Annotated in this window: 16 protein-coding genes; 6 read left to right on the forward strand and 10 right to left on the reverse strand. The window is 58.7% G+C overall.

Annotated features, from left to right (window positions below):
- Positions 1–2 precede the first annotated feature (2 nt).
- Both SIC19_RS12185 and SIC19_RS12190 read right to left on the reverse strand, forming a co-directional pair.
- Positions 3–1,034, reverse strand: a complete 1,032-nt coding sequence (locus tag SIC19_RS12185) for a metal-dependent hydrolase (protein ID WP_127401919.1) — start codon at positions 1,032–1,034, stop codon at positions 3–5.
- 88 nt (positions 1,035–1,122) lie between these two features.
- The gene (locus SIC19_RS12190; RefSeq protein ID WP_406565020.1) at positions 1,123–2,325 is read right to left on the reverse strand and encodes a lytic murein transglycosylase; all 1,203 of its coding nucleotides are present in this window, start codon (positions 2,323–2,325) and stop codon (positions 1,123–1,125) included.
- A gap of 287 nt (positions 2,326–2,612) precedes the next feature.
- Here SIC19_RS12190 and SIC19_RS12195 point away from each other — a divergent pair, with 287 nt between their 5' ends.
- Positions 2,613–3,470, forward strand: coding sequence for a response regulator (locus tag SIC19_RS12195; protein ID WP_036210776.1), 858 nt, complete (start codon positions 2,613–2,615; stop codon positions 3,468–3,470).
- Positions 3,471–3,488: 18 nt separating this feature from the next.
- Here SIC19_RS12195 and phoR read toward each other — a convergent pair whose 3' ends face one another.
- The 5 genes from phoR to SIC19_RS12220 all read right to left on the reverse strand — a co-directional run bounded on the left by phoR (position 3,489) and on the right by SIC19_RS12220 (position 7,743).
- A complete protein-coding gene (gene phoR, locus SIC19_RS12200; protein ID WP_041332498.1) occupies positions 3,489–4,805 on the reverse strand; it encodes a phosphate regulon sensor histidine kinase PhoR in 1,317 nt (438 codons plus the stop codon).
- Between the two features lie 58 nt (positions 4,806–4,863).
- Positions 4,864–5,556 (reverse strand): phosphate regulon transcriptional regulator PhoB, encoded by a 693-nt coding sequence (gene phoB, locus SIC19_RS12205; protein ID WP_007154985.1) that lies wholly within the window; start codon positions 5,554–5,556, stop codon positions 4,864–4,866.
- Positions 5,557–5,657: 101 nt separating this feature from the next.
- On the reverse strand, positions 5,658–6,545 hold the full coding sequence (ubiA, locus tag SIC19_RS12210; protein WP_085678688.1) for a 4-hydroxybenzoate octaprenyltransferase: 888 nt from the start codon (positions 6,543–6,545) through the stop codon (positions 5,658–5,660).
- Between the two features lie 84 nt (positions 6,546–6,629).
- Complete coding sequence (locus SIC19_RS12215; RefSeq protein ID WP_036210785.1) at positions 6,630–7,169, reverse strand: chorismate--pyruvate lyase family protein; 540 nt, start codon at positions 7,167–7,169, stop codon at positions 6,630–6,632.
- Positions 7,170–7,185: 16 nt separating this feature from the next.
- A complete protein-coding gene (locus SIC19_RS12220) occupies positions 7,186–7,743 on the reverse strand; it encodes a hypoxanthine-guanine phosphoribosyltransferase (protein ID WP_036210787.1) in 558 nt (185 codons plus the stop codon).
- Between the two features lie 264 nt (positions 7,744–8,007).
- On the opposite strand from SIC19_RS12220, the gene SIC19_RS12225 reads away from it, so the two are divergent.
- The 3 genes from SIC19_RS12225 (at position 8,008) to tesB (ending at position 10,303) form a co-directional block, all read left to right on the forward strand.
- On the forward strand, positions 8,008–8,175 hold the full coding sequence (locus tag SIC19_RS12225; RefSeq protein ID WP_007154989.1) for a rubredoxin: 168 nt from the start codon (positions 8,008–8,010) through the stop codon (positions 8,173–8,175).
- A 36-nt stretch (positions 8,176–8,211) separates the two neighbouring features.
- Positions 8,212–9,366 (forward strand): NAD(P)/FAD-dependent oxidoreductase, encoded by a 1,155-nt coding sequence (locus tag SIC19_RS12230; protein WP_085678691.1) that lies wholly within the window; start codon positions 8,212–8,214, stop codon positions 9,364–9,366.
- Positions 9,367–9,445: 79 nt separating this feature from the next.
- Entirely contained in the window at positions 9,446–10,303 is an 858-nt protein-coding gene (gene tesB / locus SIC19_RS12235) for an acyl-CoA thioesterase II (RefSeq protein WP_085678694.1), read from the forward strand.
- A gap of 14 nt (positions 10,304–10,317) precedes the next feature.
- Here the strand turns inward: tesB and SIC19_RS12240 are convergent, their stop codons facing one another.
- The 3 genes from SIC19_RS12240 to SIC19_RS12250 all read right to left on the reverse strand — a co-directional run bounded on the left by SIC19_RS12240 (position 10,318) and on the right by SIC19_RS12250 (position 14,624).
- Complete coding sequence (locus SIC19_RS12240) at positions 10,318–12,882, reverse strand: EAL domain-containing protein (RefSeq protein ID WP_085678697.1); 2,565 nt, start codon at positions 12,880–12,882, stop codon at positions 10,318–10,320.
- A 102-nt stretch (positions 12,883–12,984) separates the two neighbouring features.
- Positions 12,985–13,431 (reverse strand): flavodoxin, encoded by a 447-nt coding sequence (locus tag SIC19_RS12245; protein WP_075194199.1) that lies wholly within the window; start codon positions 13,429–13,431, stop codon positions 12,985–12,987.
- 86 nt (positions 13,432–13,517) lie between these two features.
- Complete coding sequence (locus SIC19_RS12250) at positions 13,518–14,624, reverse strand: GGDEF domain-containing protein (RefSeq protein ID WP_075194200.1); 1,107 nt, start codon at positions 14,622–14,624, stop codon at positions 13,518–13,520.
- 229 nt (positions 14,625–14,853) lie between these two features.
- On the opposite strand from SIC19_RS12250, the gene SIC19_RS12255 reads away from it, so the two are divergent.
- Both SIC19_RS12255 and SIC19_RS12260 read left to right on the forward strand, forming a co-directional pair.
- Positions 14,854–16,413 carry an inorganic phosphate transporter gene (locus tag SIC19_RS12255; protein ID WP_075194201.1) on the forward strand — a complete coding sequence of 520 codons (1,560 nt, stop codon included), beginning with the start codon at positions 14,854–14,856 and terminating at the stop codon, positions 16,411–16,413.
- 105 nt (positions 16,414–16,518) lie between these two features.
- Complete coding sequence (locus tag SIC19_RS12260; protein ID WP_007154996.1) at positions 16,519–16,785, forward strand: hypothetical protein; 267 nt, start codon at positions 16,519–16,521, stop codon at positions 16,783–16,785.
- Positions 16,786–16,790: the final 5 nt, after the last annotated feature.

Raw genomic sequence — 16,790 nt, forward strand, 5'->3', positions numbered from 1 at the left:
GCTCAGGTACACCCTTCTCCTGGCGGCGGCAGCGTTAGGCTGGCAAGGCACAGTACCTCCGCAGAACCCGTCATTCGCGACCAGAGCACGCCGAGGAGCTCCCCGCCAATCGCCGGACGCTCCAGCTGTGAACTGGGCTCTGGCTCAAGACGGTCGCCATGGTACTTGGCGAGTATGAAGGTGAAGGGATGCGCCCCGGGGATGCCCAGGCGGATATCGGTGGCCGTGAGCTGGTCGCCGTCCATGTCGTAGTGCAGGAAACCACGCGTAAACCAGTCCAGTCGCTGGCCTTCTGGTAATGACGTGGCGGCCTTTGCCAGGCTGGGTTCGCGGGGAAAGTGTTCCACCGTAACGGGGCCGTCGCCATCGAAGAATCCGGTCACGATTTCCACTCGTTTTTCCTCACCCACAACGGTCACTCGCCACAGTACGGTATTGAAAGGCATTGGCTGAACCAGCCGTGGGGCCTCTTCCAGGCCTTCCTTGGCCAGCGTGGGGCCAACCCGTTCCTGGATGATTTGTTGCGCCGTTGCGCTCCACCCCAGATAAAGCGTTGAAAGGAGCAGGCCGGCCATGATGGCGCTGGTTTGTGGCCCGCGGATGAGGAACGCCGTGATGCCGATCAGTAACGGCAGGGTATAAAGCGGGTCGATGATGAAAATGCTGCTGATGGCCACCGGTGGGCCGATAGGCCAGAACAACTGGGTTCCGTAGGTGGTAAAGGCATCAAGCAGGGGGTGCGTCATAAGCACAAGCGCGGTGAGGGCAAACCAACGCCCGTAGCCGAGATGGGGGCGCCACCGATGGAGTGCAAAGGCCAGCAATACGGACAGCGGCAGCAGGACAAACAGCGAGTGGCTGAATCCGCGGTGCTGGGTGAAGTTGGCGACCGCCGTGCCGTAATCAATGATGACGTCCAGATCGGGAAGGGTGCCGAGAACGGCACCGACCAGCAGGGCTGAACGGCCAAGGGTTTTTCCGGCAACGGCACCGGCCAGCGAGGCGCCCAGTGCCGCCTGGGTAATCGAATCCATCGGGATAACACCTTGTCATTTAAGTCCGGCAGGTATTATGCGCGGAATCGGTTGTCGGATCACGCCCCAGATGGTCGGCAGATGGCTGTCAGGTATCACTCCCGGACGTTTCAGGCGTCAGGTCTACCCCCAAGGCATTGAGAACCGTGTCGCCGGGATAGCCGTCGGCAACGAGGCCATTTTTTGACTGGTAGCCGCGAATAGCCGACCGCGTGTTGGGGCCAAGGATGCCGTCCGGTTTCCCGGTATCAAATCCCTGCTCGTTCAACGCTTTTTGCAGGGTAAGGATGTTGTTCCGTGACAACGCTGGCATATCCTCCGGTGGCGGGTTCTGCAGTTTACCGGCACCGGCGATGCGGTCCGCCAGATGTCCAACCGCGATAGCGTAGAATTCAGAGCGGTTCCAGCCCATGATCACATTAAAATTCTTGTAGGCCAGGAATGCAGGCCCCCGGTGCCCGGCCGGGACCACCAGCGCGGCTTCGATGGGTTCGTTCGCCAGTTTATTGCCGAAGGCGTCGGTTACGCCCAGGGTGCGCCATTTTTCCAGGGGTAGTCTGCGGCCGTCCGCCAGGCTGTAATCGAACCCCTGGGGCAGAAGAACCTCCCGCCCCCAGCGGTAGTCGCCATCCCAGCCGAGATCCTGCAGAAAGTGGCCGGCTGACATCATCGCGTCCGGCAGGCTGTTCCACAGGTCGCGCTTGCCATCGCCGTCGCCATCCACCGCATGGCGCAGGAAGACGGTTGGCATGAACTGCACATGCCCCATGGCGCCTGCCCAGGAGCCCTCCATCTGCTCGGCGGGTATCGCGCCCTCGTCAATGATTCTCAGGGCTGCAATCAACTGTTCGGTAAAGAATTGGCTGCGCCGTTCGTCGCACGCCAGGGTGGCGAGGGAGCTGGGCACCGACATCTTGCCAAAGTAGGAACCGAAGTTGGTTTCCAGGCCCCAGAACGCCACGAGATAGGGGGCGGGCACGCCGGTTTTCCGGGTGACGCGTTCAAGCAGTGCTTCGTGTTGGTCCAGCAACTCCCGCCCGCGGCTTACCCGGTCGGAGTTGACCCTGCGGTTAAGGTAGTCCGCGAAGGTGGTGGTGAATTCGGGCTGGCGGCGGTCGAGCTCTATCACTCGCTCCAGGTATTCTGCGCCTGCCAGCACTTCGCCCGCCGTTTGTGATGACACACCCGCCTCGATGGCCTGGCTTTCCAGGTGTTCGATGCACTGGGGGAAACGGTTTTCCAGGTCGGCGTCAGCGGCCGCGGACACGGACGCACTGCTCAGGACGAACAATCCGCTGAGTGAAAGGTGTCGAATCGTCCGTTGGCTCTTTGATGTCCCTGTGAATATGCTCGGCACGCTAAACCTCGGTCTGGAGTGGATGTTTCTGGCTCATGGTAGCCTGTTTTTGTGGCCCTGAAACACTGTTGTTACCGGATTCCGGTGACAATTCTTTAACCTGGTGTTCCACACCGCATCGGATGTGTCGTCTTTTTGTAGTCCCGCTATTCCCCGCCATCGGCTTGTTCTATAGTTTGCAGAACGATACGACAACTTTCTGAAAGACAAAAGGTCCGAAAATGGCAACGCTGAAGGCGCTGGTGGTGGATGACGCCAGCTTTGTGAGGGATCTGGTCAAGCGAACGGTGCGTCAGCGTTTTCCAGTGATTGACACCACGGATGCCCAGAACGGCCGCCGGGCGCAATCACTGATGTCGCGCACAACGTTTGATCTCATCCTCTGTGACTGGGAAATGCCGGAGATGTCGGGTCTGGAGCTGTTGCAGTGGATGCGCCAACAGCCGCAGTATGAAAAAACGCCCTTCATCATGATCACCAGCCGTGGTGACAAGGATCATGTGGTTGAAGCCGTCAAGGGGGGAGTCTCTGAGTATCTGGGGAAACCCTTCAGCCCCGAGGGCCTGAGCAATAAGATCATCAAGGTGATGGGGCGCCGCCTCAAGGACGCCATGGATCGCGGCGGGAAGTCCATGGCCGGGCCGGCGGAAGCGTTTCGCGAATCCGCCAGCCTGCTGACCCAGAAGCGGGAAGCTGCTTCTCCGGCACCAGTCCGTGCCAGCAAGTCGTCCACGTCCTCTGCCTCCGGGTCGACAGCCAGGCCGCCAATGAGCGTGGCGTCGGTGCGTTTTTCAGACAGCACTCTGCGCTCAGTCGTCAAGGACATCACCCTCACGGAAGTGCGTGTGATCGCCAAGCGGGACCAGCAGTTTCCGGGCATCCTTGATCAGGCTGTGGTGGATATCGAAGTGGCCGAAGGGCAGGTAGCGCGGCTTAATGGTTACGTCCACCAGTTGCAGGCGGTGGACAAACGCCAGGACACGGATTTTGTGGGCGTGACCATCCGATTTGTGGACGAAGACCCGAAAAAGCTGGAAGACCTGTCCCGTTTTATCGCCCGTTTCCGCAGCGGCGGTTAGCCACGAAAGCTATCCCAATCAGGACGCGGTCTCAGGAAGCCTTTCCGCCAATCGTTCCCGGGGGAAGTGGCAGATGAATTCGCTGCCGTCGCCAATCCGGCTTCGAATTTCCAGGTTACCGTCATGGTTGAGCAATACATGCTTGACGATCGCCAGCCCCAGGCCGGTGCCACCGGTCTCCTTGTGTCGGCTGGGGTCGGCGCGATAGAACCGCTCGGTAAGCCGTGGGATATGAACCGGGTCTATACCGATACCGGTATCTTTCACTGACAGATGCCCGCCGTCGCGGTCTGTTTTCCAGATGATGGTGATGAGTCCACCGGCAGGTGTGTACTTCACGGCGTTGAAAATCAGGTTGGAGAAGGCGCTGCGCAGTTGGCTTTCGTCGCCCCTCAGCAGATGGCGATCGCCAATGCTGACGTTGAATTCGTGGCCCTGGTCGCCGCTGAGGGCCTTGGCGTCGTGGCAGATCTGCTGGATCATCGCCTGTAAATCCGTGACCGCATCGTTGATGGTTTGCTCGCCGGTTTCAATTCTGGACAGCAATATCAGGTCGGTAATCAACGCTTCCATGCGCGAGGACTGCTGCGCCATGGTGTTGATGGCGCGCCGCCATTTGGGCGGCAGGTCGTCGGCGTTGTCCACCAGGGTTTCCAGGTAGCCGCTGATCACCGTCAGGGGTGTTCTCATCTCATGGGAGACGTTGCCAACGAAATCCCGTCGCATCTGTTCAAGCTGGTACAGGCGGGTTACGTCCTTGGCCACAATCAGGCGGTCGTCGTCGCCAAACAGGCTGATCTGGATTTGCAGGTGAATGTGCGGTTTCGCGGGTGAGTTCAGTTCCAATGGTTCCCGGTAGTCGCGGGAGTCGAAGTAGGCCTTGAACGCGGGGTTGCGGATCAGGTTGTGAATAAACTGCCCGCGGTCCGAACTGCGACGAAAGCCCAGAAGATGCTCCGCTGAGCCGTTCCACCACTCCATGGCGCCCCGCGAGTCGGTCATGATCACACCATCGCGCATGGCATTGGTGGACTCCTGGACCCGGTTGATCTGGGCGCGAAGTTTGTCCTGGGTGCGTAGGTGGTTCTGGTGAAGCCTGTGTAGGCCGTCGAAGATGTCGCCCCAGAGACCAACACTCTGAGGGGCTTCGTCACTGCCGCTGGGATTGCCGAGCCAATGGTACAGACGTTTGGCCTGGGCCAGAGTCCACCACAGGTAAGCCAGCAGCCCTGCCGTCAGCCCGTAGAGGGGCTCGCCAAAGAAAAGCCCGACGGCCGTGCAGGCTATCAGGAGCGTGATAATCCATCGCAGGTACTTTGACCAGTTGTGTTGCATTACAGCTGCCCCTGAATCAGTTCCGGGCCCTTTTCGGGGTAAAGGGCGCCGGTTGTGGTTATGCTGCTCTGGTTGAGAACCGGTAGCCGGTGCCACGCACTGTCTGGATCAGGTGATCATATTGGTCGCCAAGGGCTTTGCGCAAACGGCGTATGTGAACGTCGACGGTTCGCTCTTCAACATAGACGTTCCCACCCCACACCTGATCAAGCAGTTGGGAGCGAGTATAAACCCGTTCCTGGTGTGTCATGAAGAACTGCAGTAACCGATATTCCGTGGGGCCGATGTTCAGGGCGCCGGTTTCCGTGGTGACCCGGTGGCCGACCGGGTCCAGGGTCAGGCCATCCACTTCGATCGGAGTTTCCACGCCGGGCGGCGTGGTGCGGCGCAATACGGCTTTCAGCCTGGCCACCAGCTCCCTCGGCGAGAAGGGCTTGGTGATGTAGTCATCCGCACCCACTTCCAGGCCCTGGATCTTATTGTCTTCCTCGACCTTGGCCGTCAGCATGATGATGGGGATTTCCGCCGTTGCCTCTTCTTTTTTCAGGCGCCTGGCCAGTTCCACGCCGCTGGTGCCTGGCAGCATCCAGTCCAGGAGTATCAAGTCGGGCTGTTTGTCAACGATCAGGGCATGCGCTTCGCGGGCATCCGCTGCCTCAAGGTAGTCGTAGTCGGCCATTTCGAGGGCCACAGCGATCATTTCGCGGATGGGTGCCTCGTCATCGACGATCAGGACAGTTTTTCCAGTCATGAGCATTAACCTGTGTCATACCGAGTATTGTTGCTGCCTCATTACAACCGGGTAGTGTTACAAGTATATGACAGTAGCAGGCTGTGACTGGATTTGTTCGACTAACTGATGATCCGGTCAATCAACAGACCGGTGAAAACTGCAAAGCCCGCCCAGTTATTGTTGAGAAAGGCCTTGAAGCATCCGTCGCGTTCGCGGAAGCGGGCCAGGTGCTGCTGGAAGACAAACAGGCACGCCATGGCGACGAGCCCGAGGTAATAGAAAACGCCGAGCTCGGCCTGCTGTCCCACGAGGATGAGAATCAGCACCACCAGGGCCTGCAGGATTGCGATAACCGCCCGGTCGGCGTCTCCGAACAGAATGGCCGTGGATTTGATGCCAATCCGGATGTCGTCATCACGATCCACCATGGCGTACAGGGTGTCGTAGGCAACGGTCCAGAGCACGTTGGCGGTAAACAGCAGCCAGGCCAGTTTTGTGACCTCACCGGCCTCGGCGGCCCAGGCCATGGGAATGGCCCAGGAAAAGGCAGCCCCAAGAAACAGTTGCGGCAGATGGGTGTAACGCTTCATGAACGGGTAGATGAACGCCAGTACTGCACCCCCGAACGACAGATAGAGAGTCAGCGTGTTGGTGAACAGCACCACCATCAGGAAGGCTGTCACGCAGAGGCCTGCGAACAGGGCGACAGCTTCCCAGGCTTCGATGCGACCGGAGGTCAGTGGGCGGTCTTTGGTGCGTTTGACGTGTCGATCCACCTTGCGGTCGGCAAAATCGTTGATGGCGCAACCGGCAGCTCGCATCATGAATACGCCGAGGGTAAAGACGATAAAGTTGCCAACGCTGGGGAAGCCGTCTGCAGCCAGCCAAAGTGCCCAGTAGGTTGGCCATAGGAGGAGCAGGCTGCCGATGGGGCGATCGACTCGCAGCAGTCGGGCGTAGTCTGCAAGGCGGGCCTGGATGTGATCTGGCACAGCATTGGGCAGCATAGGTCTGGTCCGTCCGGGATGATGTTGCTGAGGCTGAGCGGGGATTATAGCCAGCGGTGAGGTTCGGTTAAAAGAGCCGCTGCGTCAGGGGCAGAGCGTGGGCAGGAAATACTCGCCGACCAAGAGGCTATGATGACCGCTGAAAAAACGGGAGCGGCGGGCCGCCATGGGTTGATGGCGGTTAGCCCGATGGCAAAGACCGGTCTCGAACGGCCCCCGTTGCCACTGTGGGTTGCTGAACAGATAGGCGCCGAGAGGGCGGCGTCCCAGGTTGCGCAGGCGGCGTCCACGCCCAGATAGGGTTGCCAATGGAATGATCGTACGGGCGAGCACCCAGGGGGTGTTGTCGCCGTTCAGGCAGACCTCGCGGATCCACGCATTCTGGCGCACCGGAATACCCAGGGTATGGGCCTCCTCCACAGTGGGGCGGGCAAAACCTTCCTGGAGGATATCCACGTGAAAGTGCTCGCGACATCGGAGTTGAAGCGCCCGGGTCAGTGAGCCCTCCAGCGTCAGCCAGTGGCTGAGCGGCCCGTGGATGGCCGGGTTCTTCAGCGCGGCTGCTGAAAAAGAGCGGTACCAGTCCGTAGCGGGGGTGGAGATGGCGTTTTCACCCTCAAACATGCTGGGTGCGTACCGGTCAAAGTCCCTTGACGGCATAAATTCCCGGGGCGTTGCGCCAGTAACCTTTGTAATCCATGCCGTAGCCAAACAGGAAACGGTCCTCAACTTCCAGGCCGGTAAAGTCTGCCTTCAGGTTTGGCTTTGCCTTGCGATCGTGTTGTTTGTCGACCAATACGGCCGTCAGAACCTCGCTGGCGCCATGGGCGAGGCAGTAATCTGCAATGGCGCAGAGTGTCGTACCCTCGTCAAGGATGTCGTCAACGATCAGTACCGTGCGGCCATTCATATTGGCTTCCGGCTGCAGTTTCCACTCCAGGATGCCACCGGTGGTTTCCTGGCGGTAGCGAGTGGCGTGAAGGTATTCCGCCTGCACGGGAAACGTCAGCCTTGGCAGTAGGTGGCCGGTGAGGATAAGGCCGCCATTCATCACACAGAACAACAGCGGGTTGGTGTCCTTGAGGCGCCCGGTGATCTCTTCTGCAAGAGACTGGATGGCAGCCTGTACCTGCTGTTCGCTCACCAGGCAGTCGGCTTCGGCCATTACCTGATTCAGTTCGGCGACGGTGTCGGTCATAGCACTGGGGTCCTATCGTAAAACGGCCGATTATACCGGAGGTGGCACGCTGAAGGGAGGGGCGTTTCCCGGTTCGCCTGATGGAAATTCTGGGGATTGGCAGAAAACCCGTTGAATAGCCGTCGGCGACGGCATTGGTCAATGCCGCAGCGGTGGGTATGATGGTTTCCCAGTGTGAATGGTGCCAACTCGGTGCATGAAAGACTTGCGCGCACAATTGTCTGACAATTATTATCGCGCCCCAACGAGTTTCGGAGGAATGACATGAAGAAGTGGCAGTGCGTTGTCTGTGGATTTATTTACGATGAGGCGGAAGGCTGGCCGGAAGACGGTATTGAGCCCGGAACCGCCTGGGAAGACGTACCGGAAGATTGGGAATGCCCGGACTGCGGCGTGGGTAAGGAAGACTTCGAGATGATTGAAATCGGCTGATACGCCGGTACCGCTGAACAGGTTTGGAGAGCAGTAATGAACGCAGACGCCCCTATCGTGATTGTGGGTACCGGATTGTCAGGCTATTCGCTGGCTAAGGAAATCCGTAAGCAGGACAAGGACACACCAATCGTCATGGTAACGGCGGACGATGGCTATAGTTACTCCAAGCCCATGCTTTCCACTGGCTTTACCAAGGGCAAAGAGGCTGATGAACTGGCGCAGGCGTCGGCGGAGGCAATGGTGGAGCAACTGAACCTTCAGCTGCGTACTTACACCACCGTGACCGGCATTGATCCGGATGCCCACGAACTTGTGCTGGGGGACGAACGGCTAGGATACAGCAAACTGGTGTTGGCCTGGGGTGCCGATGTGATTCGCCTGTCTATTGCCGGTGACGGCCATGAGCGTGTCTTTTCCATCAACGACCTGATGGACTACCGTGCCTTTCGCAAGGCTTTGAAGGGCAAGAAGCGGGTGGCCATCATGGGCGCGGGCCTGATCGGTTGTGAGTTTGCCAACGACCTTCGCAACGGCGATGTCGACGTGGATGTGATTGCTCCTTCTGATGCCCTGATGCCGGGACTTCTACCACCGGCTGCTGCGGCAGCGGTGCGCGATGGACTGGAAGGGTTGGGCGTCCGTTTTCATCTGGAAACGGTTGTGGAGCACATTGCCAATAGCGGGGAAGGTGTCCGCCTGACCCTGGCCAATGGCGAGGAACTGGACTCCGACCTGGTTATTTCCGCGGTCGGGCTGCGACCACGCACGGAGCTGGCTGCAGCAGCGGGCCTGGAGACCCAGCGTGGCATCGTGGTCAACCGCGCCCTGGAGACTTCAATGCCAGATGTTTATGCACTGGGTGACTGCGCTGAAGTCGACGGTCATGTGTTGCTGTATGTGCTGCCGCTGATGGCGTGCGCCCGTGCGTTGGCAAAAACACTGGTGAGTGAGCGCACTGAAGTGAAGTACGGCACCATGCCGGTCATGGTCAAGACCCCCTGTTGTCCAACAGCGGTGTGTCCGCCACCGGCGAATGCGTCGGGCAACTGGGAAGTGGATGCGGACGGCCAGGATGTCCGTGCCCTGTTCAAGAGTGAGTCTGGCGAGGTTCTGGGCTTTGCGGTAACCGGTGGTTATGCGATGGAGAAGCAGGCCCTGTCGAAGGAGGTGCCGCCGATTCATAACTGAGGGTGGTATCAGGATTGCGAAAATCCCCAGCTTGCGGTAGAAACTCATTCGTGAGCTAACGATATTGACAGGAGCTGGCATGCTTGAAGTAACCAGAAAACTGGTGGATCTGCTGGATCTCTCCCCCATCGGTGACGACCATTTCCAGGGGGACAGTGAAGATCTCGGCTTTCCCAACGTGTTTGGCGGCCAGGTTCTGGGGCAGGCGCTGATGGCCGCCAGCCGTACGGTGGAAGGTCGCCTGCCACACTCGCTGCACGCCTACTTCCTGCGCCCCGGCAATCACAGCATGCCCATCGACTACGAGGTCCAGCGGGTTCGGGACGGTGGCAGTTTCTCCGTCCGACGGGTGATTGCACGTCAGGGTGGCAAGGAGATCCTGACCGGCTCCATGTCATTCCAGGTGGCCGAAGAAGGCTTCGAACATCAGCTCGACATGCCCTCGGCACCGGATCCGGAAGGCCTTAAATCCGAGCAGGAGTACGGCGAACTGCTGGCCCCCCATGTTCCCGAACATCTCCGCGACACCCTGACCCGGGATCGTCCCATCGAAATCCGTCCCGTAGACCCGGTCAATCCATTGAAGCCGGAACCGCGGCCGCCCTACAAGCAAAGTTGGTTCCGTACCCAGGGGCACCTGCCAGACGATCCGGTGTTGCACCGTTGCCTGCTGACCTACGCGTCAGACTTTTCTTTCCTGGGGACGTCGCTGAACCCCCATGGCGTGTCATTTATGAACAAGGAGATGCAGGTTGCGAGTCTGGATCATTCCATCTGGTTTCATCGTGAGTTCCGTATGGACGAGTGGTTGCTCTACGACAAGGACAGCCCCAGCGCCTCTGGCGGACGCGGCTTCAATCGCGGCAACTTTTTTGATCGCCAGGGCCGGCTGGTAGCATCGACCACCCAGGAAGCCCTCATCCGTCAACGGGGATAGGTTTGCGGAGATAGTTAGCCAAGCTTGTGGCTTCTCCCATGATGTTTGTAGTCGGCCAGCCAAACGATGATGTCGTCGAACGGCAGTGGCGGCGTCAGGATGTAGCCCTGGATCATGTCACAGCCCATCTTGTCCAGCAGTTCCATTGCCTCTGCGCTCTCCACGCCCTCGGCCACAACGGCATAACCCAGGCTGTGGCACATTTCGATCGTGGTCTGGACGATGACACGGTCTCCAGCCTGGGATGCCAGGTCGGTGACCAGTGAGCGGTCGATCTTGATCTCGCTGGCGGGCAATCGCTTGATATACGACAGCGAAGAGTAGCCGGAACCGAAGTCGTCAATGGACAGCGGGATACCTGTGGTGTGCAGGGAATTGAGGGCGCGCAGTGAGTTGACCGGGTCCTGCATCATTGAGGTCTCAGTAACTTCCAGGATGATCGCTCCGCGATGCGTGTGATGGCTGCTCATCAGGCGCTGGACGTATAACGGGAAGTCCGGTTCCCGCAGGTTGTTGGGGGAGATGTTCACCGAGATATTGAGCGGGTAGCCGTTCTCCAGCAATTGCCCTCTCAGCGCCAGTGACTCTTCCAGTACCCAGCGTGTCAATGGCTTGATCAGCCCGGACTGCTCGGCCAGGGCAATCAGCTCGTCGGCGGGTATTGGCTTTTTCCGGCCGGGCCAGCGAATCAGCGCTTCAAGGCCGACCACCTCCCTGGTTTTCAGTGACAGCTTTGGCTGCAGGTATAGGGCAAGTTCACCGTGTTGAAGGGCACGTTGCAGCTCGGACACCAGGGTAAGGCGGTCCGCGCTGTAGGAGTCCCGCGACGGCTGATAATAGGCCAGCCCACGGTCTCGGGCGTCGTCCGAGCCCTGCGCAATAAAGGCGCGCCGGATCAGGGTATTGGTGTCGGTGGCGTGATCCGGGTAGATCGCCGAGCCAGTGTGGGGGGCCAGCGGCAATTGCATGCCCAGATAGTCCAGCGGTGCACGGATTTCCTCAAGGGCACGAACAATGGCACGGGGTGTTTCCGAAATAACATCTGCTTCCACGATAAACCCGAAGGTGGCCGACTCCAGTGAGGCCAGGTAGAAACTCTTCCGATCATTGGTCTCGACCGCACAGATGCCGGGCAGTTCGCTGACGATGCTGTTGAAACGCCGGGCGGCAAGCTCGAGCAGCCGGTCGGTGTTGCGATGCCCCAGGGTTTTGGTAATAGCTGGAAGGTTGCTTAGGTGGATCACCGCAATGGAGAGGCGCTTTTCCGGCTCTCGGTTGATCAGTTCGTTGATGGTCATTTCCAGGCAGGCGCGATTGGGCAATCCCGTTAGCGGGTTGTGGAGGGCCTGTTCGATCAGTCGCAGCTCTGCCGAGCGCCGTGCCGCCATGGCGGTGATCTCTGCTTCGCGGGCGCGAACCTTGTCTTCTCGTTCCTGGTAGAGCCGGGCGGCCAGGGCGATGGTCAGCAGGACAGCTTCGAGCGCGGAGCCGATTTCGATGCCGTAGGCCGTCACGAAGCTGTTGGGCACGAAGCCGTATTTATTGGCTGCGGTGATGGCGCTGCCCAGGGTGAGCAGGCCCCAGGCTATGGTGTAGTAGCCGGCCTGGGGGTTGCCCCGAATCCATTGTATCGGCCCCATAACGGTCAACAGCAGGCAACTGGGGATTGCCAGGGCAACCGTGAGCCGGCTGGCAACGCTGTAGTCGGTAACGAACGTTGCCACCGCCACCACGATGTTCACCAACACCATATACCACACCAGCTTGTCCATGCGCGGGCTGGTGACGCGCAGGTTGAGGAAGGCACGTGAGAACAACAGGGTGAATATCAATGCCACCGGCACGGTGAGAACCATGGTCTGGTTGTGCAGCCAGGGCGACTGTGGCCAGAGCAATTGGTAAGTGCTGCCATTCAGGCTGCCAATAAACATCAGATAGCTGAGGGTGGAGAGCACGTACAGCAGGTACATGCGCTCTCTCAGTGCCAGGAAGATAAACAGGTTGAAAAAGATCACCATGATCAGGATGCCGTAATAGATCGCGTGCATCTGGTCTTCGATGGACGTGGCTTCGAAGTAGGTTCGAGGGTCCCACAGTCTGATGGGGATCTGCATGGCGCCCTGAGTCCGGACACGCAAAAACACCTGGTAATCGCTTAGCGGATCGGTTTCGAAGGAAAACAGAAAGTTGCGGTGTTGAATCTGGCGCTGCGCAAAGGGAAGGTGGTCGCCCGTTGAGATGCGTTGCCTGACGACGCCATCCTCTATCAGGTAGAAGGTGATATCGTCGAGCTGAGGGTAGCGTATCTCCAGTAGCTTACGGTCACTGGGTATGGCGGATACAGGAACGCGGAGCCACACGGTGTCGCGAATGTAGCCGAAGTTGGGGCTTTCGCCTTCCAGTGACTGCCATCGGTCGGAAGCAAGGGCTTCCCTGAGATCCATCTGTTCCGAAGGTGCCACCCGAATATAGTCCATATCCGGTTCTGCAAAGCCGGGCGAAGCCGCGTTTGCCTGGGTTCCGAAAGCCATCATGATCAATGCGCCCGCCAGGGCGAAAAACTGAGCAATATGGCGCACGTAGTACCGATCTTGTTGTGATTGTCTGGCTCAGTATGGCGTTATCTGCCGGGGGGCTCAAGGCTGATAATGCCGGTTTTCGAACGTCACTTGTGTCAGGTGTTACAGCTGTTCAAGCCACTCCCGTACCCAGGGAACGGCTTCCATCTCCGGCTCGGTGGTTTCCAGGGCATCAATCCTCAAGGTATCCCCCACTTTCCGGGCTGAAGTTTCGTATAAAGCCTCTTCCATCAGCTCACCGGCACCACAAAAGGTGTCACCGTAGGAGCTGTCGCCAAGCACAATTACGCCAAACGGACGCGCGGGTTGTTGGGGCAGTTGCTCGCGCAGCCGCAAATAAAACGGTAGCAGGTTGGGGGGTAGCTCTCCCTGGCCGGTGGTTGATGTACACACCAAAAGCGGTTCGTCGTTCCCGGTGATGTCCTCCAGGTCGGGCTCCTCAAGGATCGTGATCCGATGCCCTTCCGGTTCCAGGGTTTTCTTCAAGGTACGTGCTGTCAGCAGGGCGCCACCATAAACGCTGCCGACCAGAATCCGGATTGAAGCCATGAATGGTCCTGTTGATTCGTAACGACAACCGTCCTTTGACGGCTGTCTGCGTTGGGGCCCGATCATAGCCGGTGATGCGGTAACGCTCAAGATCCGGCTCCGGAAGGGCTGGTTTCCCTGGGGGAGGTTCGTACTCTGGGAGCAACGCGATTGCGCCCGTCTTCCTTGGCGCTGTATAGGTGGACGTCAGCCTGTTTCAGTAATTCATCCACTGAGCCGGTCTTGGCAATGGAGCAGATGCCGGCGCTGATGGTGACGGGCATGCGCTGGCCGGTAAAGGAGAACTCGGCACTGGCGACCTCGGAGCGTAGCCGTTCTGCGAGAGTGAGAGCCTGTAGCAGTGACGTGTCCGGCAACAGGATCAGGAACTCCTCTCCGCCCCAGCGTGCGGCCACATCCGTTTGGCGGATAACGGTTTGCATCAATTCCGAGAAGGCCCGCAGTACGTGGTCACCGGCGTCGTGTCCGTAGTCGTCGTTGATACGCTTGAAGAGATCCAGGTCGATGAGAACGATGGAGAAATGGTGGCCGGAACGCCGGTACCTTGAATACTCCTCGTTCAGCCGATGCTGCATGTCCCTGCGGTTGGACAGGCCCGTCAGTTCGTCAGTACGGGCTGCATGTTGGTGGGTGCGGGCCATATCCATCAACTCATTGCGTGCCTTCAGGCGACTGGCTTCCAGCACGAAACAGAAGATGGATTCGAACGTCAGCGTGGCGAAAAAACGGATCTTGAAGTCTGTGCTGTATTCGGCGGTCACCAACGGTAGTTCAGGGAACTGGAAAACCACAACCGCCAGCAGGCAGCAGAATAACAATACCGCTGTGCCGGTTTTCAGATCGGTCAGGTAAAACAGCAGCGGCGGGAACACGTAGAACCAGAGTGGGCCGGTGTTGCTCTCGCCACCGGTGATGATCAGGTATCCGAACAGCAGGCCGACAATGGAGATCATGCCAGCCTTCTGATGGCGGCGGTTGCGGGAACGGGCAAAGGACAGCATGTTCATTGCCACCAGTCCCGCAAAGAACCAGAGCGAGAAGGCGTGGTGAGTGTGGGTTGCAAACCACGCCTTGGCGCCAATGCCCAGCAGGAAGAGGATGGCCATGGCTGACAGACCGGTCAGCAGGCGGGAGACGCGTTCCTCCTCGCCTTCGTCGGCTACTTGTTGGCTGGTATCGGGGAGTCTGGTCATGACACTTTTTGTTGTTGTCGATTTGTTGTTGGTGCTTTGTCCAGACTGCGTGAGCCGGGATAGTGAATCAGATTAGTCGAAGCGGGAAATCTGTACAGCGACTTTGGTCAAGCAATTACCATTATGACCGTTATGTTTCAATTTCATGGCAAAAAATTTATAGTTGCCGCCGTAAGTACTGTGAAACTGTAGCTTCCCGTATCCTCCCTGTTGCGAGACCTGACGTATTATGGCCGGCAAAAACGGATTCCTCGATACTCTCCTGACCAGCCCATCGACCGAGCGTTATCGCGTTGGCTTCAGCTTCCTGTTCCTGCTCTGCATATTTATAGCCGTGGGACAGATCAGCGACGGCATGCCCAACAACATGCTGCTGATGGCAGCTGCGGTCATCGGTGGCTACATGGCCATCAATATCGGCGCGAATGACGTCGCCAACAACGTCGGCCCGGCGGTGGGGTCCGGGGCGCTGTCGCTGGGTGGCGCGGTTCTGATCGCCGCCGTGTTTGAGGCCGGCGGTGCCATCATCGCCGGTGGTGACGTGGTTTCGACCATTAAAGGGGGCATTATTGCCGCTGAAAGGCTCGATGATGTCAGCGCCTTCGTGTGGCTGATGACAGCCGCACTTCTTGCCGGCGCCCTGTGGCTGAACCTGGCCACCTGGATGGGTGCTCCGGTGTCCACTACCCACTCCATTGTCGGGGGCGTTCTTGGGGCCGGAATTGCCGCCGGCGGCTGGGGCATTGCCGACTGGGCCGTCATGGCCAAAATTGTCGCCAGTTGGGTGATTTCCCCCGTAATGGGTGGCGTGCTGGCGGCGCTGTTCCTGTATGCCATCAAGAAGACCGTGCTGTATCGCAAGAACGTGGTGCCGGCGGCAAGAATCTTCGTGCCCTGGCTGGTGGCGATCATGGCCTGGGCCTTTGGCACCTATTTGATGGTGAAGGGGGTCAAGAAGGTCGTTGAAGTAGACTTCCTGGGGGCCTCTCTGGTTGGTCTGGGGCTCGCCGCAGTCATTTTCTTCCTGATGCGGGTTCTGGTCGGCCGCCGTGCCGCAACCATGGAAAACAGCTCTGCCGGAGTGAATACCCTGTTTACCTGGCCGCTTATATTTGCCGCGGCATTACTCAGTTTCGCCCATGGGGCGAACGATGTGGCCAATGCCATCGGCCCGCTGGCGGCCATTAACGATGCACTGTCGGCTGGTGCAGTGGTCACCGCAGCGTCCATTCCTTTGTGGGTAATGCTGGTTGGTGCCCTTGGTCTGGCCGTTGGTCTGATGCTGTTCGGCCCACGCCTGATCAAGACCGTGGGGACTGAGATCACTGAACTGGATAAAACCCGGGCGTTCTGTATCGCCCTGTCGGCGGCGCTTACCGTCATCATCGCCTCCCAGTTGGGGCTCCCGGTCAGTTCCACCCACATTGCCATCGGTGGTGTGTTTGGTGTTGGTTTCCTGAGGGAGTATCTGAAGTCAAACTACGCCACCCAGCTCCACAACATCATGGACAGCCATGAGGAAGAGGAGCGTGAGCGTCTGCGCCCGTTCCTGGAAGATTTCCGTAACGCCTCGGTTGAGCAGATGGAAAACCTGCTCCAACAGGCCAAGAAAAAGAAACAGGTACCGCTCTCCAAGAAGGAGCGCAAACGCCTTAAAAAGATCTACCGCGAGGAGATGGTCAAGCGTTCGCACCTGACTCGTATCGTTGCTGCCTGGATCATTACGGTGCCCGCGTCGGCCTGCATGGCGGCCGTTCTGTTCTTCACCCTGCGCGGGCTGATGCTGTAAGGGATTGTCGCGCTGGTTGTCAGGTGCCTGTTTGGCCCATACTATTCTTCAATACGGGAGGCGTTTGCCTCCCAATAAGTTGCCACTCTGTCCGGGGATTGATTCATGAGTTCAGCAGAAGAAAGCCGTCAGGCGAAGGTCATTGACGAGCTCAGGGTGTTTATCAAGAAGGTCCTCAGTGATCCGACCATTGCGGTGAAATCGGTGGAAATTGCCCGCAAATATCGCAATCAGCCCAATGCCAATGAGTTGATTGCCCGTGAGATCAGCGCCAACACAACGATCCGTATTCCGGAGAGCTGGAGTCGGGCGGATCACATGTTTCTCGATATCCTGGACGAAGTCCTGGATGACGAAGAGGCGCTTTACTGATCTTT

The organism is Marinobacter sp. MIT930201, assembly GCF_047122665.1.
In the GTDB taxonomy this organism is placed as follows: domain Bacteria; phylum Pseudomonadota; class Gammaproteobacteria; order Pseudomonadales; family Oleiphilaceae; genus Marinobacter; species Marinobacter salarius.

What these genes read in the sequence shown, in the direction of transcription:
- SIC19_RS12195 (WP_036210776.1), top strand. Translation starts at nt 2,613, where the DNA reads ATGGCAACGCTGAAGGCGCTGGTGGTGGATGACGCCAGCTTTGTGAGG.
- SIC19_RS12255 (WP_075194201.1), top strand. Translation starts at nt 14,854, where the DNA reads ATGGCCGGCAAAAACGGATTCCTCGATACTCTCCTGACCAGCCCATCG.
- SIC19_RS12220 (WP_036210787.1), bottom strand. Translation starts at nt 7,743, where the DNA reads ATGACCGACACCGTCGCCGAACTGAATCAGGTAATGGCCGAAGCCGAC.
- tesB (WP_085678694.1), top strand. Translation starts at nt 9,446, where the DNA reads ATGCTTGAAGTAACCAGAAAACTGGTGGATCTGCTGGATCTCTCCCCC.
- SIC19_RS12260 (WP_007154996.1), top strand. Translation starts at nt 16,519, where the DNA reads ATGAGTTCAGCAGAAGAAAGCCGTCAGGCGAAGGTCATTGACGAGCTC.
- SIC19_RS12185 (WP_127401919.1), bottom strand. Translation starts at nt 1,034, where the DNA reads ATGGATTCGATTACCCAGGCGGCACTGGGCGCCTCGCTGGCCGGTGCC.
- SIC19_RS12245 (WP_075194199.1), bottom strand. Translation starts at nt 13,431, where the DNA reads ATGGCTTCAATCCGGATTCTGGTCGGCAGCGTTTATGGTGGCGCCCTG.
- phoR (WP_041332498.1), bottom strand. Translation starts at nt 4,805, where the DNA reads ATGCAACACAACTGGTCAAAGTACCTGCGATGGATTATCACGCTCCTG.
- phoB (WP_007154985.1), bottom strand. Translation starts at nt 5,556, where the DNA reads ATGACTGGAAAAACTGTCCTGATCGTCGATGACGAGGCACCCATCCGC.
- SIC19_RS12215 (WP_036210785.1), bottom strand. Translation starts at nt 7,169, where the DNA reads ATGTTTGAGGGTGAAAACGCCATCTCCACCCCCGCTACGGACTGGTAC.
- SIC19_RS12225 (WP_007154989.1), top strand. Translation starts at nt 8,008, where the DNA reads ATGAAGAAGTGGCAGTGCGTTGTCTGTGGATTTATTTACGATGAGGCG.
- SIC19_RS12230 (WP_085678691.1), top strand. Translation starts at nt 8,212, where the DNA reads ATGAACGCAGACGCCCCTATCGTGATTGTGGGTACCGGATTGTCAGGC.
- ubiA (WP_085678688.1), bottom strand. Translation starts at nt 6,545, where the DNA reads ATGCTGCCCAATGCTGTGCCAGATCACATCCAGGCCCGCCTTGCAGAC.
- SIC19_RS12250 (WP_075194200.1), bottom strand. Translation starts at nt 14,624, where the DNA reads ATGACCAGACTCCCCGATACCAGCCAACAAGTAGCCGACGAAGGCGAG.